This window comes from Azonexus caeni (genome assembly GCF_048146105.1).
In the GTDB taxonomy this organism is placed as follows: Bacteria; Pseudomonadota; Gammaproteobacteria; order Burkholderiales; family Rhodocyclaceae; genus Azonexus; species Azonexus aromaticus_B.
This window is the reverse complement of sequence record NZ_JBKJAD010000002.1, coordinates 352,822-376,060: the sequence shown is the minus strand read 5'-3', so window position 1 is coordinate 376,060 and position 23,239 is coordinate 352,822. Positions and strand designations below refer to the sequence as shown.

General features: G+C 62.4%; 20 protein-coding genes. 18 read left to right on the top strand and 2 right to left on the bottom strand.

Going from position 1 to position 23,239, the window contains the following annotated elements:
* Window positions 1-226 precede the first annotated feature (226 nt).
* The 7 genes from acnB to ACLIIZ_RS04800 all read left to right on the top strand — a co-directional run bounded on the left by acnB (window position 227) and on the right by ACLIIZ_RS04800 (window position 12,359).
* Window positions 227-2,815, top strand: coding sequence for a bifunctional aconitate hydratase 2/2-methylisocitrate dehydratase (gene acnB, locus ACLIIZ_RS04830; protein ID WP_416691063.1), 2,589 nt, complete (start codon window positions 227-229; stop codon window positions 2,813-2,815).
* Window positions 2,816-3,019: 204 nt separating this feature from the next.
* Window positions 3,020-4,666 carry a class I SAM-dependent DNA methyltransferase gene (locus ACLIIZ_RS04825; RefSeq protein ID WP_416691062.1) on the top strand — a complete coding sequence of 549 codons (1,647 nt, stop codon included), beginning with the start codon at window positions 3,020-3,022 and terminating at the stop codon, window positions 4,664-4,666.
* Entirely contained in the window at window positions 4,656-5,822 is a 1,167-nt protein-coding gene (locus ACLIIZ_RS04820; protein WP_416691061.1) for a PDDEXK nuclease domain-containing protein, read from the top strand. The genes ACLIIZ_RS04825 and ACLIIZ_RS04820 overlap by 11 nt, the downstream gene beginning before the upstream one ends.
* Window positions 5,815-7,143 (top strand): restriction endonuclease subunit S, encoded by a 1,329-nt coding sequence (locus ACLIIZ_RS04815; RefSeq protein ID WP_416691060.1) that lies wholly within the window; start codon window positions 5,815-5,817, stop codon window positions 7,141-7,143. Before ACLIIZ_RS04820 ends, ACLIIZ_RS04815 begins: the two co-directional genes overlap by 8 nt.
* Window positions 7,136-8,245, top strand: a complete 1,110-nt coding sequence (locus ACLIIZ_RS04810) for an SIR2 family NAD-dependent protein deacylase (RefSeq protein ID WP_416691059.1) — start codon at window positions 7,136-7,138, stop codon at window positions 8,243-8,245. Before ACLIIZ_RS04815 ends, ACLIIZ_RS04810 begins: the two co-directional genes overlap by 8 nt.
* Window positions 8,246-8,247: 2 nt before the next feature.
* Window positions 8,248-9,219, top strand: a complete 972-nt coding sequence (locus tag ACLIIZ_RS04805; RefSeq protein WP_416691057.1) for a restriction endonuclease — start codon at window positions 8,248-8,250, stop codon at window positions 9,217-9,219.
* Window positions 9,216-12,359, top strand: a complete 3,144-nt coding sequence (locus ACLIIZ_RS04800; protein ID WP_416691055.1) for a type I restriction endonuclease subunit R — start codon at window positions 9,216-9,218, stop codon at window positions 12,357-12,359. Before ACLIIZ_RS04805 ends, ACLIIZ_RS04800 begins: the two co-directional genes overlap by 4 nt.
* A 151-nt stretch (window positions 12,360-12,510) precedes the next feature.
* Here the strand turns inward: ACLIIZ_RS04800 and ACLIIZ_RS04795 are convergent, their stop codons facing one another.
* Complete coding sequence (locus ACLIIZ_RS04795) at window positions 12,511-13,407, bottom strand: LysR family transcriptional regulator (RefSeq protein ID WP_416691054.1); 897 nt, start codon at window positions 13,405-13,407, stop codon at window positions 12,511-12,513.
* Between the two features lie 112 nt (window positions 13,408-13,519).
* On the opposite strand from ACLIIZ_RS04795, the gene ACLIIZ_RS04790 reads away from it, so the two are divergent.
* Both ACLIIZ_RS04790 and ACLIIZ_RS04785 read left to right on the top strand, forming a co-directional pair.
* Entirely contained in the window at window positions 13,520-14,287 is a 768-nt protein-coding gene (locus ACLIIZ_RS04790) for an SDR family NAD(P)-dependent oxidoreductase (protein ID WP_416691053.1), read from the top strand.
* Window positions 14,288-14,300: 13 nt separating this feature from the next.
* Window positions 14,301-15,293, top strand: a complete 993-nt coding sequence (locus tag ACLIIZ_RS04785) for an aldo/keto reductase (RefSeq protein ID WP_416691051.1) — start codon at window positions 14,301-14,303, stop codon at window positions 15,291-15,293.
* Between the two features lie 176 nt (window positions 15,294-15,469).
* Here ACLIIZ_RS04785 and ACLIIZ_RS04780 read toward each other — a convergent pair whose 3' ends face one another.
* Window positions 15,470-15,970, bottom strand: a complete 501-nt coding sequence (locus ACLIIZ_RS04780) for a hypothetical protein (RefSeq protein WP_416691050.1) — start codon at window positions 15,968-15,970, stop codon at window positions 15,470-15,472.
* Between ACLIIZ_RS04780 and ACLIIZ_RS04775 the strand changes: the two genes are divergently transcribed.
* The 9 genes from ACLIIZ_RS04775 (at window position 15,970) to ACLIIZ_RS04735 (ending at window position 23,213) form a co-directional block, all read left to right on the top strand.
* A complete protein-coding gene (locus ACLIIZ_RS04775) occupies window positions 15,970-16,128 on the top strand; it encodes a hypothetical protein (RefSeq protein ID WP_416691049.1) in 159 nt (52 codons plus the stop codon). The genes ACLIIZ_RS04780 and ACLIIZ_RS04775 overlap by 1 nt on opposite strands.
* Before the next feature lie 62 nt (window positions 16,129-16,190).
* Window positions 16,191-17,345 (top strand): FIST N-terminal domain-containing protein, encoded by a 1,155-nt coding sequence (locus ACLIIZ_RS04770; RefSeq protein ID WP_416691048.1) that lies wholly within the window; start codon window positions 16,191-16,193, stop codon window positions 17,343-17,345.
* A complete protein-coding gene (locus tag ACLIIZ_RS04765) occupies window positions 17,338-18,435 on the top strand; it encodes an ATP-binding protein (RefSeq protein WP_416691047.1) in 1,098 nt (365 codons plus the stop codon). The genes ACLIIZ_RS04770 and ACLIIZ_RS04765 overlap by 8 nt, the downstream gene beginning before the upstream one ends.
* Window positions 18,436-18,508: 73 nt before the next feature.
* Window positions 18,509-18,721, top strand: a complete 213-nt coding sequence (locus ACLIIZ_RS04760) for a hypothetical protein (protein WP_416691046.1) — start codon at window positions 18,509-18,511, stop codon at window positions 18,719-18,721.
* A 46-nt stretch (window positions 18,722-18,767) separates the two neighbouring features.
* A complete protein-coding gene (locus ACLIIZ_RS04755) occupies window positions 18,768-19,148 on the top strand; it encodes a hypothetical protein (protein WP_416691045.1) in 381 nt (126 codons plus the stop codon).
* A 100-nt stretch (window positions 19,149-19,248) separates the two neighbouring features.
* The gene (locus ACLIIZ_RS04750; protein ID WP_416691044.1) at window positions 19,249-19,632 is read left to right on the top strand and encodes a dihydroneopterin aldolase; all 384 of its coding nucleotides are present in this window, start codon (window positions 19,249-19,251) and stop codon (window positions 19,630-19,632) included.
* Window positions 19,611-20,147, top strand: coding sequence for a dihydrofolate reductase (locus ACLIIZ_RS04745; protein ID WP_416691043.1), 537 nt, complete (start codon window positions 19,611-19,613; stop codon window positions 20,145-20,147). Before ACLIIZ_RS04750 ends, ACLIIZ_RS04745 begins: the two co-directional genes overlap by 22 nt.
* A 61-nt stretch (window positions 20,148-20,208) precedes the next feature.
* Window positions 20,209-22,455, top strand: coding sequence for a putative bifunctional diguanylate cyclase/phosphodiesterase (locus ACLIIZ_RS04740; protein WP_416691042.1), 2,247 nt, complete (start codon window positions 20,209-20,211; stop codon window positions 22,453-22,455).
* An 80-nt stretch (window positions 22,456-22,535) separates the two neighbouring features.
* Window positions 22,536-23,213, top strand: coding sequence for a TetR/AcrR family transcriptional regulator (locus ACLIIZ_RS04735; protein WP_416691041.1), 678 nt, complete (start codon window positions 22,536-22,538; stop codon window positions 23,211-23,213).
* The last annotated feature ends 26 nt before the right edge of the window (window positions 23,214-23,239 follow it).

The window sequence follows — 23,239 nt, the reverse complement described above, 5'->3', positions numbered from 1 at the left end:
GCGGCGGCAAATGCCTGAGCCGCAAGGAACTTGCGACCGTTGCCTGTTTTTTGGGCGAATTCGTCCTCGCACTGCAGCAGGCAGTGGCGTAGTGGTGAACTAACATATAAAATATATAAGACCTGCGGGTGCCGGCGGGGAGGTTTTCCAGAACCATCAGGCCGTCGCCGTTGTCGTAAAATTCGTCCTTTACCCCTAGAGCAACCCTTTACGAAAGGAAGTCGCCGTGCTTGAAGCCTATCGCGCCCACGTAGCAGAGCGTGCAGCCCTCGGTATCCCGCCGCTGCCCCTGACCAAGCAACAGACCACCGAACTGGTGGCCCTGCTGAAGAATCCCCCCGCCGGCGAAGAAGCCGCGCTGGTTGAACTGCTGACCTACCGCGTGCCGGCCGGCGTTGACGATGCCGCCAAGGTCAAGGCCGAATTCCTGGCCAAGGTCGCCAAGGGCGAAGAGACCTGCGCTCTGATTTCCCGTGAAAAGGCGGCCGAACTGCTCGGCACCATGCTCGGCGGCTACAATGTCAAGCCGCTGATCGACCTGCTCGCCTGCCCGACCTGCGGCGCCGTCGCCGCCGAAGGCCTGAAGAAGACGCTGCTGGTGTTCGACTTCTTCCATGATGTCGCCGAACTGGCCAAGGGCGGCAACGCCAACGCCAAGGCCGTCATGCAATCCTGGGCCGACGGTGAGTGGTTCACCTCGCGCCCGGCCGTCCCGGCCTCGCAGAAGCTGACCGTTTTCAAGGTCACCGGCGAAACCAACACCGACGACCTGTCGCCCGCCCCGGACGCCTGGTCGCGTCCCGACATTCCGCTGCACGCGCTGGCCATGCTGAAGAACCCGCGTCCGGGTATCGAAGCCGACGAGCCGGGTACCCGCGGTCCGATCAAGCAACTGGAAAAGCTGGCTGCCAAGGGCAACCTGATCGCCTACGTCGGTGACGTGGTCGGTACCGGCTCTTCCCGCAAGTCCGCCACCAACTCGGTGCTGTGGTTCACCGGCGAAGACATCCCCTTCGTCCCGAACAAGCGCTTTGGCGGTGTCTGCCTGGGCTCCAAGATCGCTCCGATCTTCTTCAACACGATGGAAGATGCCGGCGCCCTGCCGATCGAAATCGACGCCGGCCAGATGGACATGGGCGACGAGATCGAACTGAAGGTCGACGAAGCCACCGGCAAGGTCACCGCGCTGAAGAACGGTGCCGTGATCGCCGAATCGCAACTGAAGACCCTGGTCATCCTCGACGAAGTCCGCGCTGGCGGCCGTATTCCCCTGATCATCGGTCGCGGTCTGACCACCAAGGCGCGCGAATTCCTCGGCCTGCCGCAATCGACCCTGTTCCGCCTGCCGCAGAACCCGGCCGACGACGGCAAGGGCTACTCGCTGGCCCAGAAGATGGTCGGCAAGGCCTGCGGCGTCGCCGGCATCCTGCCGGGTACCTACTGCGAGCCGAAGATGACCACCGTTGGTTCGCAAGACACCACCGGCCCGATGACGCGCGACGAACTCAAGGACCTGGCCTGCCTCGGCTTCTCCGCCGACCTCGTCATGCAATCCTTCTGCCACACCGCTGCTTATCCGAAGCTGGTCGACGTCAAGATGCACCGCGAACTGCCGTCCTTCATCAGCACCCGCGGCGGCGTCTCGCTGCGTCCGGGCGACGGCGTCATCCACTCCTGGCTGAACCGCCTGCTGCTGCCGGATACTGTCGGTACCGGCGGTGACTCGCACACCCGCTTCCCGATCGGCATCTCCTTCCCGGCCGGTTCCGGCCTGGTCGCCTTTGCCGCCGCCACCGGCGTCATGCCGCTGGACATGCCGGAATCGGTGCTGGTCCGCTTCAAGGGCAAGATGCAGGACGGCATCACGCTGCGTGACCTGGTCAATGCGATTCCCTACTACGCGATCAAGGCCGGTCTGCTGACCGTCGAGAAGAAGGGCAAGAAGAACATCTTCTCCGGCCGCATCCTGGAAATCGAAGGCCTGCCGGACCTCAAGGTCGAACAAGCCTTCGAACTCTCCGACGCTGCCGCCGAGCGTTCCGCCGCCGCTTGTGCGATCGCCCTGAACAAGGAACCGATCGTCGAGTACATGCGTTCGAACATCACGCTGATGAAGTGGATGATCGCCGAAGGCTACCAGGACGCCCGCACCCTGAAGCGCCGCATCAACGCCATGGAAGACTGGATCGCCAACGGCACGCTGCTCAAGGCTGACGCCAACGCGCAGTACGCCGCAGTGATCGAAATCGACCTGGCCGAAGTCACCGAGCCGATCCTCGCCTGCCCGAATGACCCGGACGACGTCAAGCTGCTGTCCGAAGTCGCCGGCGACAAGATCGACGAAGTCTTCATCGGCTCCTGCATGACCAACATCGGCCACTTCCGCGCCGCCGGCAAGGTCCTCGAAGGCAAGTCGGACATCCCGACCCGCCTGTGGATCGCCCCGCCGACCAAGATGGATGCGCTGATCCTGACCGAAGAAGGCTACTACGGCGTTCTCGGCAAGTCCGGCGCGCGCATGGAAATGCCGGGCTGCTCGCTGTGCATGGGTAACCAGGCGCAGATCCGCAAGGGCTCGACGGCGATCTCCACTTCGACCCGTAACTTCCCGAACCGCCTTGGCATCGACACCCGCGTCTACCTCGGCTCCGCCGAACTCGCCGCGATGTGCGCCCTGGCCGGCCGCATCGTCACGGTGCCGGAGTACATGGAGCAGATCAAGCTGGTCAACGCCAAGGCGGCTGACGTCTATCGCTACATGAACTTCGACCAGATTCCGGCGTTTGTGGAAGTGGCTGAGACCGTCGAGATGTAAGTAGCGAAAATCGGCCGGTTTTGCCGGTCGACCGCAACAACGTAAAAAAAGCCCCCGTCGGGAAACTGGCGGGGGCTTTGTATTGGTGCATCAAGTCTGGCTTCTCATGCCATCCGGCTTTTCGTTTTTGGCCCGTGTAAAATGCCGGCTTTCGTGGCCGCTGCTGCCACCGGCAAATTCCGCTCGCCAGTCAGGACAACAAACATGAACAACGCCGGGCAACAATACCTGAACGATCTCGACAAGCGCCTGTGGTCCGCCGCCGACCGCTTGCGTGCCAACGTCAATCCGGGCGACTACATGCACGTGGTGCTCGGCCTGGTCTTCCTGAAATACGTTTCCGACGCCTTCAAGGAGCGTCGCAACGAACTGCAAGAAGCCTTCCACGACCCGGCCAACGACTACTACCTCGGCGACGAATCCGGCAAGGTCGACGCCGAAATGATCGAACAGGAACTCGAAGCCCGCGACTACTACACCGAGAAGAACGTCTTCTGGGTGCCGGCGCTGGCCCGTTGGGATTTCATCAAGGCCAACGCCAAGGTCGCGCCCGGCACCCAACTCGACGTCAAAAACGGCAAGGTCTACCAGTACGAGTTCAAGGGCATCGGCCGCCTGCTCGACGACGCCCTCGAAGCGGTCGAAAAAGAAAACCCCCGGCTCAAGAACGTGCTCGACAAGGACTACGCCCGCAAGCGCGTGGACGAAGCCTTGCCCGGCCTGATCGACCTGCTGTCCACCGTGCCCTTCCAGCACGAAGCGCTGAAAGCCAAGGACATCCTCGGCCACGTCTACGAATACTTCCTCGGCGAATTCTCGATTGCCGCCGGCAAGCGCGGCGGCGAGTTCTACACGCCCAAGAGCATCGTCAGCCTCATCGTCGAAATGCTCGAACCCTTCCAGGGCCGGGTCTATGACCCCTGTTGCGGCTCCGGCGGCTTCTTCGTGCAGAGCGAGCGCTTTGTCGAAGAGCACGGCGGGCGCATCGGCCAGCTCTCGGTCTACGGGCAGGAAGCCAACCCCACCACCTGGCGCCTGGCCTCAATGAACATGGCCATCCGCGGCATGGATTTCGACTTCGGCAAGGAACCGGCCAGCACCTACACCCGCCCGCAGCACCCGGACCTGCGCGCCGACTACATCATGGCCAATCCGCCCTTCAACATGAAGGACTGGAAGGAAGGCGTCAAAGATGACGACGTGCGCTGGAAATACGGCGTGCCGCCGGCCGGCAACGCCAACTTCGCGTGGATGCAGCACATGATCCACCACCTGGCGCCCAACGGCAGCATGGCGCTGCTGCTGGCCAACGGCTCGATGAGCAGCAACACCAACAACGAAGGCGAAATCCGCAAGGCGCTGATCGACGCCGACCTCGTCGAATGCATGGTCGCCTTGCCCGGTCAACTGTTCACCAACACGCAAATTCCCGCCTGCATCTGGTTCCTCACCCGCAACAAGGGGGAAAGGAACGGTGCGCGCATTCGCCAGGGCGAAACCCTGTTCATCGACGCCCGCAACCTCGGCTACATGAAGGATCGCGTGCTACGCGACTTCAAACCGGAAGACATCGCCAAGGTCGCCGATACCTTCCACGCCTGGAAGAAAGGCAGCCGGGAAGTGACCGAACCCGGCTTCTGCAAGGCCGCCACCCTCGCCGACATCCGCAAGCACGACTACGTCCTCACCCCCGGCCGCTACGTCGGCGCCGCCGCGCAGGAAGAAGACAGCGAACCCTTCGAAGAAAAGATGGCCCGCCTGACCGCCACCCTGCGCGACCAGTTTGCCGAAAGCGCCCGGCTGGAAGCGGCAATCCGCAAGAACCTGGCCGGGCTGGGTTATGAACTCTAAGGCGCCCGGCTTCGACGACCTCGTCGCGGCCATCGAGCGCGCTCATGCAGCGCTGGCCGATCAGGCCGCCAAGGCCGTCAACGTCAGCCTGACCCTGCGCAACTGGATGATCGGCCACTACATTCAGACCTACGAACAGTCCGGCGCCGACCGCGCCCGCTACGGCGAGCGCCTGCTCGACACCCTGGCGCAACGGCTGCAGCAGGGCGGTCTCAAGCGCGTCGAAGCACGCGAACTGCGCCGCTTTCGCCAGTTCTACCTCGCTTACCCGCAGATTCGGGAGACGCTGTCTCCCGAATCCGGTAGCCAACTTTTCCCGCCGGCAATCCGGCAGACACTCTCGGCCCAATGGCCCGTTGCCGACATGCGGGAGGCGTCTCCCGAATCGTCAATGGCCGAGGTGCCATCCTTGCCGCCGGCAAACGCCGGCCGCCTACTGCTGAAGCGCCTGTCGTTTTCGCACTTCGCCGAACTGCTGCAATGCGCCGAGCCGCTCCAGCGTGCCTTCTACGAAACCGAAGCCCTGCGCGGCAACTGGTCGGTGCGCGAACTCAAGCGCCAGATCGCCAGCCAGTATTTCGAGCGGTGCGGCCTATCCACCGACAAAGCCACGCTGGCCAAGCTGGCCCAGGCCGGCGCCGAGCCGGCCAGCCGCCGCGACCTTATCCGCGACCCCTACGTCTTCGAATTCCTCGGCCTCCAGCCGCGCGAGGTAATGAGCGAAGGCCAGCTCGAAGACGCGCTGCTCGACAAGCTGCAGGACTTCCTGCTCGAACTCGGCCATGGCTTCTGTTTCGAGGCCCGGCAAAAACGCCTGCTGATCGGCGGCGAACACTTCTTCGTCGATCTCGTCTTCTACCACCGCATCCTCAAGTGCCACGTGCTGATCGAACTGAAAAACGACGCCTTCAAACACGAACACCTGGGCCAGCTCAACAGCTACGTCGGCTACTACCAGAAACACGAAATGGCCGAAGGCGACCAGCCGCCCGTCGGCATCCTGCTATGCACGCGCAAGAACGAGGAACTGGTCGAATACGCCCTGGCCGGCATGAGCAACCAGCTATTCGTCTCGCGCTACCAGGTGCAACTGCCAGGCAAGGACGAGATCGCGGCTTTCCTGCACAAGGCGGTGGAGGAGTTGGGGCATGAGTGAGAAGCACACCAAAGTGCTCGGTGACTACTTCACGCTTCAGCGCGGTACCACCTACGAGAGCAAGCTACTTGGCCTTCCCGGGCCGGTGCTTCTGGGATTGGGGACAATACAGAGAAATGGAGGGTTTCGGTCAGATTCGCTTCGGACCTATGGGGGGGACTCTCCAGATAAGTTGCTTGTTAGGCCTGGGGAACTTTACGTCTCCCTGAAGGATGTAACCCAGTCTGCCGATCTTCTTGGAGCTGTTGCTCGCCTGCCACGAGATCATGCGCCGGGTCGATTGACGCAAGATACGGTCAAACTTGAGCCCAAGAACGGCGATGTGCCTGTCGATTACCTTTACTGGTTGATGCGTACCCCGGAGTACCGCAGCTACTGCAGAGGATGTGCGACTGGTACAACCAATCTGGGATTGAGTCGCGAGGACTTTTTGTCATTTCCGGCTGCTGAACCGACCGATGTACAAGGACTGCTGGTAGGCACCCTTGATTCTCTTGATGACAAGATCGAACTGAATCGCCGCACCAACGAAACCCTGGAAGCCATGGCGCGGGCGATTTTCAAATCCTGGTTCGTCGACTTCGACCCCGTTCGCGCCAAAGCCAGCGGCGAGCTCCCCGAATCCATCTGCCGCCGCCTGGGGCTCACTCCTGAACTCCTTGCGCTTTTTCCGGATGATTTTCAGGAATCAGAACTGGGCCCGATCCCCTCGGGCTGGACGGTTTCGACAATAGGCGCGTTGGCAGAAATCGTTGGTGGTGGCACGCCGAGTACCAAGGAACCGGCGTATTGGGATGGAGGCGAGCACTGCTGGGTCACGCCCAAGGACCTTTCCAGATTGGCGACCCCAGTGCTTCTGACTAGTGAGCGCCGCATTACCGATGCAGGTTTGGCTCAGATTGGTTCTGGCTTGCTGCCAAAGGGGACTGTTTTACTCTCTTCGCGAGCGCCGATTGGTTATCGTGCAATCGCCGAGGTGCCCGTCGCAGTCAACCAGGGGTTTATCGCGATGCGAGCGAAAGCCGGCGTTTCCTCCTACTTCCTTCTGTACTGGGCCGAGTCGGCGCATCAGGAAATTGTGGGCCGGGCAAATGGCTCCACCTTTCTGGAGATCAGCAAGAGCAACTTCCGCCCGATTCCCCTCGTTGCACCGCCCAAGGCGGTGCTCGACGCATTCCACCGTTTGCTGGAGCCAATCTATCAGCGCATGGTTGCCAACGAGAGGGAAACGGCGGCATTGACCGAACAGCGCGATACGCTTCTGCCCCGATTGTTGGCAGGGGAAATGGATATTGCCGGTGTGGAGATGCGCGATGAGTGAAATCTCAATCGACGAAAGACTGCTGGAGCATGTGCTGGGACTGTTGAACACGCAGTACGAGGAAAACTCGGTGTTCAACGACGATTTCGATAGCAACGGCTTGGTGCAGATTGGCGAAGCTTCATACTCGCCAAGCAAGGTTTTGTATTGGCTGGATCAAAGAGCTTACGGCGCCGAGCTGGCGGCGTGGGAAAACAACGCCAACGAGGAAAAGCACGACAGGGCGCTGACCCTGCTGCGCGACAACGCTTGTGCGGGCCAATTTGAGGATTTGCTGCAGGCGGTCGAGCGGGGGCGTGTGGTTCCCTTTGTCGGGGCAGGATTATCGAAACCCCACGGCATGCCTTTATGGGGCGAGGCACTTGGGCAGCTGTTGAAGCGTCTGCCGGGCGCTGATGCTGAAGCTATCAACGAGATGATTGTCACCGGCAGATACCTTGAGGCGGCCCAGGCCTTAGCGGGGCACGATGCGGTGCAATGCTCGCATTTCATTCGCACGACCTATCGGGCGAACAAGTTGAAGCTTGCTGGACCATTGCTGAAGCTGCCGAAATTTGCCAAGGGCTGCATCGTTACGACCAACTTCGACGATGCCATCGAGAAGACATATGGCGATGACAATCGGTTTGAAGCCTACATGCACGGTACGCAGGAACACAATTTCTTCCAACGCCTGGTTCGCGGCGATCGTTGCCTCTTGAAATTACATGGTGACGCAGAGAACCCGGCAACCCACATTCTGACGCGAGGTCAGTATGAGGAGGCTTACGGCAATCCCTTCGATTTCCAAAAGCCATTGCCGAAGGCATTGCGCCAGATTTTTATCTCGCAGTCTCTCCTGTTCCTCGGATGCAGTTTGGAACAGGATTGGACGATGGACTTATTTGCCAAGGCGGTTGAGGATGGGGGCTATCAGGTTCCCAATCATTACGCCATGTTGCCTGCGCCGGTCGATGCACAAGCAAAGCAGCAAAAGGAAAGTCGGTTACTGAACCTGAATATCCAGCCTATTTGGTATCCGGATGGTCAGCATGGCGACGTAGACTGCTTGCTGGAGTTGATTTGCGATGTCACGGCTAAAAGCTTCGTTTTCAAGGGGTGAAAATGACTAATGTCTGGTGCGTCCGCGCCGATTTCGGCACGCATACCCAAGCCTTTCTCAACGGCGCTTATGTCGCCATCGGCTGGATACACGACAACGATCTGGACGCCATCAAAAGCCGTGAGGAACTGTATCCGCTCTACAAGGCGGCGCATCCGCAGGATACCAGCAACATCGTCATCGGCCAGCAGGTCGGGCAGATCGGCCGCTTCCTGCTGGAGATCAAGGCGGGCGATTACGTGATCACGCCGGCGGCAGATACGGAATGGCTGCACTACGGCCGGGTGCTGGACGATCCGTCGTACTTTCACGCGCCGAGCGATCCGGCCTGTCCCTATGCCCATCGGCGGCGGGTGGCGTGGAACGCCAAGCCGGTGCGGCGGGGCGATTTTTCCGTGCCGTTCCAGAACACCATGCGCTCCTCGCTGACCGTTTTCGCCGTGTCGCAGGGGACGGAGTTCCTTACCGCCATCGGCCAGGGCGCGCTGGTGCCCAAGCCGGCGGCAATGCCTTACGATCCCTATGGCGTCGTGCTCGATCAGGTCCTGGAACTGGACGACAAGGAATTCGAGATTCTGGTCGGCCATCTGCTGACGGCGCTCGGTTTCGAGGGGTCGGAAGTAACCGGCAAGACGGGCGACGGCGGCGTCGATGCGACGGGCGAACTGAACGTGGCGAACCTGGCCAAGGTTAAGGTCTTTGTCCAGGCCAAGCGCTACAAGAAAGGGCAGAAGATCGCGCCGGGTACGGTCAGACAACTGCGGCAGGCGATTCCGTTTGGCGGGCAGGGGGCTTTCATCACGACTGCGGATTTTCAGTCGAAAGCTGCTGAGGTCGCGCTGGAGCCGGGTTTCCCGCGGATCGGCCTGGTCAATGGGCGACAGTTGGTCGATCTGCTGGTCGAACACTGGGCCGATATTCCGCCCGACTTTCAGGAACGGCTCGGCTTGAAGCCGGGGCTGGTGCGGGTATGACCGAATCCGACCTCGAACAGCTCGCACTCACCTGGTTCCAGGACACCGGCTGGGAGTACCGTCACGGTCCGGACATTGCGCCGGATAGCGAGACGCCCGAGCGCAGCGATTACCGCCAGGTACTGCTGCCCGGCCAGTTGCGCGCGGCGCTGGGGCGACTGAATCCCGATGTTCCGGCGGCGGTGCTCGACGACGTGGCGCATCACCTCGCCAAGCCCGATCATCCGTCCTTGATCCAGAGCAACCGGGCTTTCCATGAGGCGCTGATCGACGGTGTGCCGGTCGAGGTGGAGGGCGAGGGCGGACGGCGCGGCGACCGGGTGCGCCTGGTCGATTTCGCGAATCCGGGGCGCAATCGTTTCGTGGTGGTCAATCAATTCACCATCCAGGGCAGCAAGCAGCCGCGCCGGCCCGATCTGGTCTGCTTCATCAACGGGCTGCCGATTGCGGTGATCGAGCTGAAGAACGCCGCTTCCGAGCAGGCGGACATCTGGTCGGCTTTCAACCAGTTGGCGACCTACAAGGAGGAGATTGCCGATCTCTTCGTCTTCAACGAGGCGCTGGTGATTTCGGATGGGGTGCAGGCCCGCATCGGTTCGTTGACGGCCAGCCGCGAGCGTTACCTGCCGTGGCGCACGGTGAAGAACGAGAACGACCGGCCGCTGCTGGAATTCGAGCTGGAAAAGGTGGTGCGCGGCTTTTTCGCACCCGAATTGCTGCTCGATTACCTGCGCTATTTCGTGCTGTTCGAGACCTTCGACGGCAAGCTGATCAAGAAGATTGCCGGCTACCACCAGTTCCACGCCGTGCGCGAGGCGGTGCGGGCGACGGTGACGGCGGCGACCCTGCCGCTGTTGCTCGAGGGCAGCCGGGTGGAAGAGCCGCGCGCCACCTACGGCAAGCGGGTCGAGGCGCGCAAGGGCGGTATCGTCTGGCACACCCAGGGTTCAGGCAAGAGCATTTCGATGGTCTGCTTTGCCGCCAAGCTGATGCAGCAGCCGGAGATGCAGAACCCGACGCTGGTCGTGGTGACCGACCGCAACGATCTCGACGGCCAGTTGTTCCAGACCTTTGCCGGGGCGCGGGCGTTGCTGAAGGAGATGCCGCAACAGGCGTCCGACCGCGACGAGTTGCGCGCCTTGCTCGACGGTCGACCGTCCGGCGGCATCATTTTCACGACCGTGCAGAAATTCGCACCGGGGCCGGATGAGGCGGTCTTCCCGCTGCTGTCAGCGCGCACCAACATCGTCGTCATCGCCGACGAGGCGCACCGCTCGCAGTACGGTTTTCGCGCCGTGCTGGACAAGAAGACCGGCCAGTACAAGTACGGTTTCGCCAAGCATCTGCGCGATGCCTTGAAGAACGCCACCTTCGTCGGTTTCACCGGGACACCGGTGGAGAGCAGCGACAAGGATACGCGCACGGTGTTCGGCGACTACGTCAGCATCTACGACATCCAGGACGCGGTGGATGACGGCGCCACGGTGCCGATCTACTACGAGAGCCGCCTGGCCCGGCTGGACCTCAACCAGGCCGAGATGGAACGGCTCAACAGCGATGTCGAAGAGGTGTTCGAGGACGAGGAAGACGTGGCGCTGCGCGAGGCGGCCAAGACGCGCTGGGCGGCGCTGGAAAAGCTGGTCGGCGCGCAGCCGCGCATCGACCAGGTGGCGGCGGACATCGTCCAGCACTTTGAGGCGCGCAATACGGCGGTGGCCGGCAAGGGCATGATCGTCGGCATGAGCCGCGACATCTGCGCCCGGCTCTACCAGGCAATTGTTGCGCTGCGCCCTGAATGGCACAGCGACGACCCGGCGCAGGGTGCGATCAAGGTGGTGATGACCGGCTCGGCGGCGGATAGCGAACTGCTGCGCCCGCATATCTACAACGCGGCTACCAAGAAGTTGCTGGAAAAGCGTTTCAAGGATGCCAACGACAGCCTCAAGCTGGTGATCGTGCGCGACATGTGGCTGACCGGCTTCGACGTGCCTTGTCTGCATACGATGTACGTGGACAAGCCGATGCGCGACCACAACCTGATGCAGGCCATCGCGCGGGTGAATCGCGTCTTCCGCGACAAGGAAGGCGGGCTGGTGGTCGATTACATCGGGATTGCCGCCGAGTTGCGCAATGCCTTGAAGGCCTACACCGAAAGCCGGGGCAAGGGGCAGCCGACGCTGGATGCGGCAGAGGCGCTGGCCAAGCTGAAAGAGTTGATGGATGTGGCGCGCGGGCTGCTGCATGGCTTCGAATTCGGCGCCTTTGCCACGCAGGCGGTGGCCTTGCTGCTGCCGGCGGCCAATTTCGTGCTCGGGCTGGAGGATGGCAAGAAGCGCTGGGCCGACGTGGTGCTGGCCATCACCAAGGCGTTTTCGCTGTGCGGCACGCTCGACGAGGCGCTGGCCTTGCGCGAGGAAATCGCTTTCTTCCAGGCGATCAAGGCGGTGATCGCCAAGGCGACGACTTCTGAAAAGCGCTTGTCGGAAGATCAGAAAAATGCCGTCCTCAAGCAGATTCTCGACAATGCCGTGGTGGCCGAGGGCGTCGAGGACATCTTCAAGCTGGCCGGGCTGGAGCGGCCGGACATCGGCATTCTTTCCGACGCCTTTCTTGAAGAAGTGCGCAGCCTGCCGCAACGCAATTTTGCGGTGGAGTTGTTGCAGAAGCTGCTCAACGACGAGGTGAAATCCCGTTCGCGGACCAATGTGGTGCTCGAACGCAAGTTCAGCGAGCGCCTGCAGGCGGCGCTCAACCGCTACCGTGGTCGGGCCATCGAAAGCGCCCAGGTGATCGAGGAATTGATCGCCATGGCCAAGGAGTTCCGCGCCGCCGCCCAGCGCGGCGATGCCCTGGGACTCAACGAATCCGAACTGGCTTTCTACGATGCGCTGGCCGACAACGAAAGCGCGGTGCGCGAAATGGGCGACGAAATGCTGAAGAAGATCGCCCATGAGCTGACCGAAAAGCTGCGCAACAGTACGACTGTCGACTGGCAGAAGCGGGACAGCGTGCGCGCCCGTTTGCGCAACCTGGTGCGCATCACCCTGCGCCGCTACAAGTACCCGCCGGAGATGCAGGAAGAGGCGATCCGGCTGGTGCTGGATCAGGCGGAGCGGCTTTCGGATGCGTGGTCGCGTTGAAGACTATGCAAAGAAATTGAAACCTCAGGTAGAGAACTGACAGGTTTTTGTGTCGCACAGGTGGAGAGGGTGCTGCACATTCTTGCCGGTTTTGCCGCCGGCCTTGCCGGGCAGACGTCCCTCCGTTGATTGGATGAGAGAGCCGTAGCGATCAAAACTCCGACAGCTCCTGCAGCATCTCGACAAAAGCCTTCAGCCCGGCCGGCATCAGCTTGCGGCTCGGGTAATACAGGTAAAAGCCGGGAATTTCCGGGCACCAGTCGTCCAGCACCGTTTGCAAGCGCCCTGCCGCGATTGGCGCCGCCGCGTACTGGGCATAGACGTAGGCCAGCCCGAGACCTTGTTCCGCCGCCGCGATCATCAGCGGCATCTGGCCGACGCCGACCGGCCCGTCGACTTCGATTTCGAACTGCTCGCTGCCGCGCGCGAATTCCCAGCGATAGAAACTGCCGTTGGGAAAACGGATGCGGATGCAGCGGTGTTGCTGTAGTTCGCGCGGGCATCCGGGCACACCGTGCGCCGCCAGATAGTCGGGCGAGGCGACCACGACAAAGCGCTGGGGCGGGCCGAGCGGTACGGCCACCATGTCCTGCTGCAGGCTTTCGCCGAAGCGGACGCCGGCGTCGAAGCCGGTGGCGACGATATCAACGAAGGCGTCGTCGGCGACCAGTTCGATGCGCATGCCCGGGTTGGCCCGCAGAAAGCGCCCGAGCAGCGGCGCCAGCACCAGTTCGCACGCCGCTCGTGGCGCGTTGATGCGCAGCGTGCCGAGCGGCGAGTCGCGAAAGGCATTGACTTCGTCGAGCGCGCCGTGGATCTCCTGCAGGGCGGGCGAGAGGCGGTCGAGCAGGCGCTCGCCGGCCTCGGTCGGCGCCACGCTGCGTGTCGTCCGGTTGAGCAGGCGGACGCCGAGCCGGGCCTCCAGGCCGCGCAAGGCGTGACTCAGCGCCGACGGTGAAACGCCAAGTTCGGCTGCCGCCTTGCGAAAGCTGCGCAGGCGGGCGACGGCGGCAAACGACTGGAGATCGGCAAGGCTGGCGGGATTCATGATTAATGAGGAATTCTCAGTAGCCTGTAAAGCAATGTGCGGATTGTTGCACGGTTGGACAGGGCGTAGCCTGTTTTCCGTCCTATCCCCAACCCTCTCAATGGAGAACAACATGCAAAATATTCTGGCTGACCTGTCCGGCAAAACCATCCTCATCACTGGCGCCTCGTCCGGCATCGGCGCCGCCACCGCCCTGGCGCTTGGCCGGGCCGGGGCCAGGGTGGCGCTGGCCGCCCGCCGTCTGGAGGCGCTGGAAGACCTGGTGGCGCAGATTCGCGCCGACGGCGGCGACGCCATCGCGATCAAGACCGACGTGGCCGTCGAAGCCGATGTCGCGAACGCCGTGGCGCAGACCGTCGCCCACTTCGGCCGCCTCGACGGCGCCTTCAACAACGCCGGCGTGCTGGGCAAGGTGGCGCCGATTCATGAACTGAGCAGCGCCGATTTCGCCGAGGTCATGCAGGCCAACGTCTATGGTGTGTTCTGGTCGCTCAAGTACGAAATGGCGGCGATGCTGAAGACGGGCGGCGGCGCCATCGTCAATACGGCTTCCGTCGTCGCCCAGATCGGCTTCGCCAACTTTGCGGCCTATACGGCGAGCAAGCACGCCGTGCTCGGCCTCACCCGCAGCGCCGCGCTCGAAGGTTTCCAGCAGGGCATCCGCGTCAATGCGGTGAATCCCGGCCCGATCGTTACGCCGATGGCCGAGATCGGTTTTGGCGGCCTGGAAAATCTCGAAGCCTCGCTCAAGGGCAGTCCGGCCGGCCGTCCCGGGCAGCCGGAGGAAATCGCCGGGCCGGTGCTCTTCCTGCTTTCTTCGGCGGCAAGCTACATCAGCGGCCAGGGCTTCGCCATCGACGGCGGCTATACCGTTCAGTAAAAGGGCAGGAAACATGCACACCCGCCTTCTCGGCCCGCAAGGGCAGCCGGTCTCCGCCATCGGCCTCGGCTGCATGGGGATGAGCGAATTCTACGGCGCCAGCGACGATGCCGAATCCCTGCGCACGCTGGCCCGGGCGCTCGAACTCGGGATCAATTTCCTCGACAGTGCCGACACCTACGGTCATGGCCACAATGAAAGCCTGCTCGGCCGTTTTCTCAAGGAAGGCGGCGCGGCGCGCCGGCGTCAGGTGGTAATCGCCAGCAAGTTCGGCATCGTCCGCGAGCCCGGCAAGTATGAGCGACGCATCGACAACAGCCCGGCCTACATCCGGCAGGCCTGCGAGGCCTCGCTGCGCCGTCTCGGCGTCGAGCAGATCGACCTCTATTACTGCCATCGCCGCAACCCGGAAGTGCCCATCGAGGAGATGATGGGGGCGCTGGCGCAACTGGTCGCTGCCGGCAAGGTCCGCCAGATCGGTCTTTCCGAAGTGTCGGCCGCTACCTTGCGGCAAGCCGGTGCGGTGCATCCGGTGGCTGCCGTGCAAAGCGAATATTCGCTCTGGACACGCGAAGCCGAGCGCGAAATGCTCGCCACCTGCGCCGAGCTGGGTACCACTTTTGTCGCCTACAGCCCGCTCGGCCGCGCCTTCCTGACCGGCGCCGTGCACTCCGGGCAACTGGCCGAGGGCGATTTCCGCAAGCACAACCCGCGCTTCGTCGGCGCGGCGGAGCAGATCAACGCCCAGCTGGTTGCCGAACTCGGCCGCTTCGCCGCGGCCCGCGGCCTCAGCAACGCCCAGGTGGCGCTCGCCTGGCTGCTCGGCAAGCAGCCGCATGTCGTGCCGATTCCGGGCACCCGACGTATCGCCTATCTTGAGCAGAATGCCGGCGCCGCGGCGGTGTCGCTCAAGCCGGAGGAGATCGCCGAACTCGACCGGATGTTCGCCCCTGAACGGGTCGCCGGGGCGCGTTATGCCGAGGCCGGCATGGTCGGCATCGAATAGGGCGTCGCGGGCAGCTAAGCTTTCCGTAGCAGTTCAGTTGGCAAAGGCCCTTGTCGGAAAAGGCGAGGGCCTTTTACATAGGGGCGTTCGTTGACCGGGACAGGTATCGTTACCCGCGTCTGGTTCGGCTCCCGATTGTTGCGAGTGGCTCGAGGTTTTTGGGGCTGGCGTGCGGGCTAGAGGAACAGCAGCAGCAAGTAGATCTCGCCGCTCAGAAGCAACACACAGCCGCCCAGAAGCAGTCCGAACAGGCCGCCAAGCCAGTACCGTTCCTTTTTCAGGTGGTCGCCGGCAAGCAGGGCCAGGACGCCGGAGACGACAAGGCTCGGGCTGATGAACATGATACCGGTCAGCAGGATGAAGAAGCCGCTGCCCCAGCCGCCGGGGCCGCCGTGGCCAGGGGTGCCGAAGTGGGCTGCGAGGAAAATGCTGAACGGCGCGAACAGTCCTCCTGCCCACCAAAAAAGTTTGGCCAGGGGCAGGAGCGGATTTTTCGGTGGGTCGGAGCGGGGAGGGCGGGTCTTCACGGGACGCTCTGGGACAATGCCCTTCTTGAATGCCGCCACTTCGTGTCCGGTGGCGCAGGCCGGAAAATCGCACGCGGCGCAGGATTCGGTGCCGGCAGCGTTGTGCTGTTGGCAGTTCTGACAAGTCCAGCGATAGGATGGCGGGGACATTGGAATGGGCTGTCGGTTACGGCATACGGGAATTTCTGGCGGATTATGACATCGGCCTTGGTGCGTTTTTCAAGAGAGTGTTTTTTTGTGGAAGAGCGGCGTGGGGAAATGATGCAAAAGATAAATTTGACGTTTTTGTTGTTTTGAAGGAATATTGATGGCAGAAATTTTCTGCTTCGCGTCGAATTGAGGCGCGACAGAAAGCTATCAAGGACAAGCCATGAAGCATGAACGACCCCTACGTATCGGACAGTCGCTGGCGATGGAGGAAGCCGTCGCCATTGACGAACTTCACGCGCAACTGACCGGGGAAGCGCCGGCGCTGGTGATTTTCTTCTGTTCGGCGAGTTATGACCTCGCCCTGCTGGCGACCGAAATCAATCGCCGCTTTGCCGGGATTCCGGTGATCGGCTGTACCGCGGCGGGGACCATCGGGCCGCTCGGGTATGGCGAGAGCGGCGTCTCGGGAATCGCCTTTGCGGCGGCCGATTTCACCGTCGAGTGCGGGCATTTCGACAAGCTGCAGGAGTTCGAGGTTGACGCCGGGCGTGATCGGGCGCTTGAGTTGATGCTGCGTCTGCGCGAGCGTCGCGAAGTCGAGTCCGGTTGCGGTTATTTCGCGTTGTCGCTGATCGACGGCCTGTCGATGCGTGAGGAACAGGTGGCGATGGCGCTGCAGGACGGCCTCGGCGGGATTCATGTGATTGGCGCCTCGGCAGGCGACGATCTGCGTTTCCAGCGCACGCAGGTGTTTCATGATGGCCGTTTTCACGACGATGCCGCGGTCTTTGCCGTGCTGGCGACGCGACTGCCGTTCCGGTCGTTGCGCACCCAGCATTTCGTCGCCGACGGTGAGTGCCTGGTTGTCACCGATGTCGACAGCGAGCACCGGGTGGTGCGCGAGTTCAACGGTTTGCCGGCGGTTGATGAGTATGCCCGACTGATCGGCGTCAAACCCGCCCAGCTCAATCCGGTCCGGTTCGCTGCCCGGCCGGTGGTGGTGAAGATCGACGGGCAGGATTACGTGCGCGCGATTCGCAGTGCCAATCGCGATGGCAGCCTGACTTTTTTCTGTGCCCTCGACGAAGGGGTCGTGCTGCGCGTCGCCCATGGTCAGGATCTGCTCGGCAATCTGGCCAGTGCACTGGACGAGGTGCAGGCTGAGGTTGGCGCGGTGGCCGGCGTGCTGATTTTCGACTGCGTGCTACGCGCGCTGGAGATTGCCCGCGCCGGCCAGCAGGAAGCGGTAGGGGCGATGTTGCAGGCCTCTCCAGCGGTTGGTCTGAGCACTTATGGCGAACAATGCGACGGCGTGCACATCAATCAGACCTTGACCGGCCTGGTCATCGGCGAGCGGAGGGGGGGCGATGAGTGAGCGTCATCCAGCGCTAGGCGAGGCCGCGCTGCAGGCCGAAGTCGACCGTCTGAACAAGGTGGTCAGGGCCTTGCTGCATCGTGTCGAGCGGGATTCCGAGGTACGGCGCGGCAACTACGGGATGTTCCGCGACTCGGTGGTGCTGGAAAGTCAGGTGCGACGGCGCACTGCGGAACTGGAAGCGGCGCTGCGCGAAAACGAACGGATCAACCGGGCCCTGACCCGGGAGCGCGAGGAACAGCGCGGGCTGATCAGGAAACTCGAGGAAGCGCACAACCAGTTGCTGCAATCGGAAAAGCTCGCTTCAATCGGTCAGCTGGCGGCCGGTGTCGCGCATGAAATCAATAATCCGATCGGTTTCGTCAGTTCCAATCTCGGTACCCTCAAGGCCTATGTCGAGGACCTGCTGGCGGTACTTGACGCGCATCTGGCGGTCGAGGAGGAGTTGTCGCCGGGGTCGCGCGAGCGCCTTGGCGCGTTGCGGCAACGGGTCGATATCGATTATTTGCGGCGTGACATTGCCGACCTGATCGGCGAATCGATCGACGGCACCCAGCGGGTACGCAAGATCATCCAGGATCTGCGCGACTTCTCGCGTAGTGGCGATGCCGAATGGCAACTGGTGGATATTCATGCCGGTTTGGAGAGTACGCTCAACGTGGTCTGGAACGAAATCAAGTACAAGGCCGAGGTGGTGCGCGATTTCGGCCAACTGCCGGAGATCGAATGTCTGCCCTCGCAATTGAATCAGGTTTTCCTGAACCTGCTGGTCAACGCGGCGCAATCGATCGCCGAACATGGCCGGATCACCATCCGCACCCGCTGTCTCGGCGAATTCGTCAGCATCGCGGTGGCCGATACCGGTTCCGGCATAGCTCCGGAAATCCGCGACCGCATTTTCGATCCCTTCTTCACCACCAAGCCGGTTGGCAAGGGAACCGGTCTCGGCTTGTCGGTGACCTACGGGATCGTCGATCATCATGGCGGACGCATTGAAGTAGACAGCGAACCCGGCCGCGGCAGCGAGTTCACAGTCTACCTGCCGTTGCGCCAGGAACTCGCCAATGACAATGGTAATGTCTGTTTTTAAACGGGTTTTTTACTGGCGAACGGCTGTAAATGGTGTAGAGTGAGTTTGTGGCAGTGCTAATCAGGAGATCATCATGGAACTTGCATCAGTAGGCGCATCCGGTGCATACGCCAATACCACCGTCCAATCGGCGCGTCCTCAGTCGGCTCAGGAACAGCAGCAGGTCGAACAGCGGCAACAGCAGTTGCGGCCGGAGCAACAGGTTCAGCAGGTTGAGCAGACGCCTGCGCCGGTGGTCAATGCCCAGGGGCAGGAAACCGGCAGGCTGATCAACACCACGGCCTGATCTTGAGACGTGCCGCCAGCGACAGGCTGGCGGCGGGGAGAGAAAAATGGTCTCCGGTGCACAGGGTAGTGCATCAAGTGTGATGGGTCAGTTGCAGATGCAGCAGGCCCAGCGCAACGCCGAACAGGCGGAACAGAAAGCGCGTGCCTTGCAGGCGCAGGCGAGGGTCGCCCAGACCGAAGCCGACCGGGCTCAGGAAAACGCCAGCCGCCTGCAGGGCAGTTCATCGCAGGCCAGCAACGACGCCGCCAGCGCAAGACGAAATCTGTCTTCAATGGAAGCCTTCGGTGACATCAACGCCGGTTTGAGCGATTTGAGTTCGCAGATCGCCGCCGTTCTGGCGCCACCCGAAACCTCAGCGTCGAGCGCGGGTTTCATCAATAGCGAAGGGCAGGCGACGGGGACGCTGATCAACGTGACCGCCTGAACTGTTTCTTCCCCGGATGGCGTCGGCGGGCGCCTTTTTTGTGCGCGTTTGCCGGCGCTCTGGTATTTTTCGTTTCCCCATCATTGCAAGGAATGCCATCGTGCTCGCCAATCACTGGTGTGCCTCGGTCGATGCGACGATACAGTTGCGCACCGGGTGCAATCCGCTGGAAAAACATGGCCCGCAGGCCGTCGTCGTGCATGCCGACGCCTGGGCGCCGGTCGCCGCCATCGCCAATCCCCACGACATTCGCGAGGTCGTCGATTACGAAGTCATCTACCTGGCGATCCTGCGCCTCGAAGAAAACGCCCATTGCGAGTGCCTGGAGTCGAGCATCCTGGAAGTCATGGATGCGATCTTCACGATTCCGGTGGTGACGTCGGCGCTGGTTTCGATGCACAAGCCGCATGTTTACAACGGGCGGGCGACGCCGGCCATCACTCTGACGCTGAGTCGCGAGCAATGGCTGAAGGCGCGGGGGTGATCGCGGCGATCGGTGCCGTTGCTGCCAACGGCATGCTCGGTCTGGAGAACTGGCTGCCCTGGGACATTCCCGAGGAACTCGCCTATTTCGAGCGGACCGTCGCCGGGGCAGCGTTGGTCGTCGGCCGCGCCACTTACGAATCGATGGCTGAAGTGCCGTGGGATACCTTCGTCCTCAGCCACGATCCGGCTTTCGTGCCGCGTCCCGGTTGCTACCGGGTAGGCTCGGTCGAAGCGGGGTTGCGCGGAGCGCTGGCAACCGGCAAGCCGGTGTTCGTGATCGGCGGCGCTTCGGTGTATGCGGCGGCCTGGCCTTATTGCCGCTATTTCCACCTGACCCGCATCGAACGGGACTTTGCCGGCGACGTGCGTTTTCCCGACGAGATCCCGCTGGCCGACTGGCGCCTGGTATCCGAGCGTCGTGAGCGCTATGTCGAACGTAAGTCCGGTGAGCCGGTCGACTGCCGTTTCCAGGTCTTCGAGCAGGCGCGACCCCGGCCACTGCCGTATTCCTGATTGATGTTTGCGCGTCAAGTGCGCAAAATGGCGCAAAGAACCAGATAAAGGGCCGCATGTCATGAGCGGGCGCCAGATCATCAAGCCGGGGAGGGGCTACGCGCTGTTGGCGCTAGCCTTGCTTGTCAGCGGCCTGCTTTCCATGCATCTCGATTATTTCGTCGCCTGGCTGCTGGTGGTTGCCGGACTGGCCGTCGTCGCCTGGCTGCTGTGGAGCCGGCAGCGCAACAACCAACGGGTGATCGCCGGGTTGCGGCAGGGGCGCCAGCAATTGCGCGAGGCGCAGCGGCTGGCGCAGATCGGCAGTTGGGAACTCGAGATTCCGACCGGCCGTCTGACTTGGTCGGAAGAACTCTACCGGATTTTCGGCATCGATCCGCAGGCGGGGCCGGGTGATTATCAGCGTTTCCTGCAGATGGTCCCGGCCGAGGATCGCGAACGCGTCGACGAAGCCTATCGTGCATCGTTCCGGGAACGCGAACCGCACGAGGTGGAGCATCGACTGATCACCGGCAGCGGTCAGATCAAGCAGATTCGTTCGCGTTGGGAAACCCACTTCGATGCGCTGGGCAATCCGCTGCGCACGATCGGTACCGCGCAGGACATTACCGACCTGCGGCGCATGGAATCGCAGATGCAGTTGCTGGGCACGGCTTTCCACCACAGCGGCGAAGCCATCCTGATCACCGATCACGACAATCGCATCGTCACCGTCAACCCGGCGTTCACCACCTTGACCGGCTACACGCTGGAAGATGTGGCCGGGAAGAATCCCAAGTTGCTGTCGGCCGGTCGGACTTTGCCCGAGGAGTATGAGCGGATGTGGGCGTCGATCAGGCAGAAGGGCTACTGGCAAGGCGAGGTCTGGGATCGGCGCAAGGATGGCGGGGTTTATCCGAAATGGCTGTCGATTTCGGTGATGCGCGACGATGCCGGTGAAATCCGCTATCACATCGCCCATTTCACCGATGTCTCGGCCGAGCGCGCGGCCGAAGCGCGCCTCCATCACATGGCGCACCACGACATGCTGACCGGGTTGGCCAATCGCTTCAGCCTGAAGGAACGTCTCGAGCACGCGCTGGCGGTGGCACGCCGGGAAAGCTCGCGGGTCGCGCTGCTGTTCATCGATCTCGATCGCTTCAAGGTGATCAACGACACGCTGGGGCATCACATCGGCGACGAACTGCTGATCCAGGTCAGCCAGCGACTGCGCAGCGCGGTGCGCGACAGCGATCTGGTTGCCCGTCTTGGCGGCGACGAATTCGTCGTCATGGCGAGTGGTGTGGAGCAGATGAGTTCGGTGGCGACGGTCGCCGAGAAACTCGTCAAGGTCGTCGGCGAACCCTATGCGATCGGCCCGCACACGCTATATACAACGCCGAGTATCGGCATCGCCGTTTATCCGATGGACGGCGAGAATGGCGAAGCGCTGATGAAGAACGCCGACGCCGCGATGTACCACGCCAAGGCGGCCGGGCGGAACAACTTCCAGTTCTTCGACGCGCGCATGAACGAAGCGGCGATCGAACGCCTGAACATCGAACACGCGCTGCATCAGGCGCTCGAACGCGACGAATTCGTGTTGTACTACCAGCCGGTGATCGACCTCGGCAGCGGCCGGGTATCCTGCGTCGAAGCCCTGATCCGCTGGCGGCACCCGGAACGCGGCCTGGTCGCGCCGGGTTTGTTCATCGGCGTCGCCGAGGAAACCGGCCTGATCCAGCCGATCGGCGACTGGGTGGTTTGGACCGCCTGCCGGCAGCTTGCGGCGTTCCGCGCGGCAGGCATCGCCGATGTCAAGATGGCGATCAACATCTCGGCGGTGCAGATGCGTAACAGCAGCCTGCCGGTGGTCGCCCACGGCGTCATCGACGCCTACTCGCTGGCCCGCGGCGATCTCATCTTCGAAATCACCGAATCGGTGGCGATGGAGCAGCCGGACGAAACCATCCGTGTCCTTGATGTCCTGCGTAGCATGGGGGTGACGTTGGCGCTCGACGATTTCGGCACCGGCTATTCCTCGCTCAGCTACCTGCGCATGTTCGCCCTGGACAAGCTGAAACTGGATCGTTCCTTCGTCGAGGGTATCGGCGAGGACATCGACGGTCAGGTCATCTGCGACGCGACGATCGGTCTCGCCCACGCCCTGGGCCTGACGCTGGTCGCCGAAGGCGTCGAGACCGAAGCCCAGCTTGACTATCTGCGGGCTCGCGGCTGTGATCTGGTGCAGGGTTACCTGTTCAGCAAGCCATTGCCCGCGCTCGAGGCGGAAGCTTTCATCCGCCAGCGTAACGGCTCGCCAGGCTAACTTTCGTAAGAGAAAAGGCTTGCCAAGGCGGGCGCCTTTTCCTATGATTCAAACGAACGTATGAATCATAGGAAGCAAGAATGGCTGAAGTTCGCAATGCCGATACGCGAGAGCGCATCCTCGACGCCGCCGAGCGCCTGTTCATGGCCTACGGCTACGACGGTACGTCGATGCGCCAGATCACCGGCGAAGCCAGCGTCAATTTGGCGGCGGTCAATTACCACTTCGGATCCAAGGAAGCGCTGATCCGCGAGGTGTTCCGGCGGCGCCTCGACTGGCTGAACGAGGAGCGCATGCGCGTCCTCGACCGCCTCGAGGCGGAAGCCGGCGGGCAGCCGGTCAAGCCTTCGCTGATCGTCGACGCCTTCTTCGGCACCCTGCTGCGCATGGCCGACGACGAAGCGCGCGGCGGCATGACCTTCCTGCGCCTGCTCGGGCGGACGCTGACCGAGCCTTCCGAGTTCATCCGCGCCTTTCTCGCCCACGAGTACAAGGCGGTGATGGACCGCTTCAAGGAAGCGCTGTTCCGGGCCTTGCCCGACGTGCCCAAGGCCGAGATCGTCTGGCGCTTCCACTTCATGCTCGGCGCCACTTCCTACGCCATCGCCGGGACCGACGCGCTGCGCCTGGTCACCGACTGGCAGATCGAGGAAGAGGACTCGGTCGACCGCCTCGACCGCCTGGTGCCGCGCCTGATGTCCTTCCTCATTGGCGGCCTGCGCGCGCCGCTGCCGCATTTCGATCCGCCGGGCCAGTAAGCCGGCGGCCAAACCTAATACAAAAA

Excerpts from the sequence above, each read along its gene's own strand:
- ACLIIZ_RS04745 (WP_416691043.1), top strand. The coding sequence starts at position 19,611 with ATGGCTGAAGGCGCGGGGGTGATCGCGGCGATCGGTGCCGTTGCTGCC.
- ACLIIZ_RS04820 (WP_416691061.1), top strand. The coding sequence starts at position 4,656 with ATGAACTCTAAGGCGCCCGGCTTCGACGACCTCGTCGCGGCCATCGAG.
- ACLIIZ_RS04825 (WP_416691062.1), top strand. The coding sequence starts at position 3,020 with ATGAACAACGCCGGGCAACAATACCTGAACGATCTCGACAAGCGCCTG.
- ACLIIZ_RS04785 (WP_416691051.1), top strand. The coding sequence starts at position 14,301 with ATGCACACCCGCCTTCTCGGCCCGCAAGGGCAGCCGGTCTCCGCCATC.
- ACLIIZ_RS04765 (WP_416691047.1), top strand. The coding sequence starts at position 17,338 with ATGAGTGAGCGTCATCCAGCGCTAGGCGAGGCCGCGCTGCAGGCCGAA.
- ACLIIZ_RS04735 (WP_416691041.1), top strand. The coding sequence starts at position 22,536 with ATGGCTGAAGTTCGCAATGCCGATACGCGAGAGCGCATCCTCGACGCC.
- ACLIIZ_RS04800 (WP_416691055.1), top strand. The coding sequence starts at position 9,216 with ATGACCGAATCCGACCTCGAACAGCTCGCACTCACCTGGTTCCAGGAC.
- ACLIIZ_RS04815 (WP_416691060.1), top strand. The coding sequence starts at position 5,815 with ATGAGTGAGAAGCACACCAAAGTGCTCGGTGACTACTTCACGCTTCAG.
- ACLIIZ_RS04790 (WP_416691053.1), top strand. The coding sequence starts at position 13,520 with ATGCAAAATATTCTGGCTGACCTGTCCGGCAAAACCATCCTCATCACT.
- ACLIIZ_RS04755 (WP_416691045.1), top strand. The coding sequence starts at position 18,768 with ATGGTCTCCGGTGCACAGGGTAGTGCATCAAGTGTGATGGGTCAGTTG.
- ACLIIZ_RS04810 (WP_416691059.1), top strand. The coding sequence starts at position 7,136 with ATGAGTGAAATCTCAATCGACGAAAGACTGCTGGAGCATGTGCTGGGA.
- ACLIIZ_RS04760 (WP_416691046.1), top strand. The coding sequence starts at position 18,509 with ATGGAACTTGCATCAGTAGGCGCATCCGGTGCATACGCCAATACCACC.
- ACLIIZ_RS04795 (WP_416691054.1), bottom strand. The coding sequence starts at position 13,407 with ATGAATCCCGCCAGCCTTGCCGATCTCCAGTCGTTTGCCGCCGTCGCC.
- ACLIIZ_RS04780 (WP_416691050.1), bottom strand. The coding sequence starts at position 15,970 with ATGTCCCCGCCATCCTATCGCTGGACTTGTCAGAACTGCCAACAGCAC.
- ACLIIZ_RS04770 (WP_416691048.1), top strand. The coding sequence starts at position 16,191 with ATGAAGCATGAACGACCCCTACGTATCGGACAGTCGCTGGCGATGGAG.
- ACLIIZ_RS04740 (WP_416691042.1), top strand. The coding sequence starts at position 20,209 with ATGAGCGGGCGCCAGATCATCAAGCCGGGGAGGGGCTACGCGCTGTTG.
- ACLIIZ_RS04805 (WP_416691057.1), top strand. The coding sequence starts at position 8,248 with ATGACTAATGTCTGGTGCGTCCGCGCCGATTTCGGCACGCATACCCAA.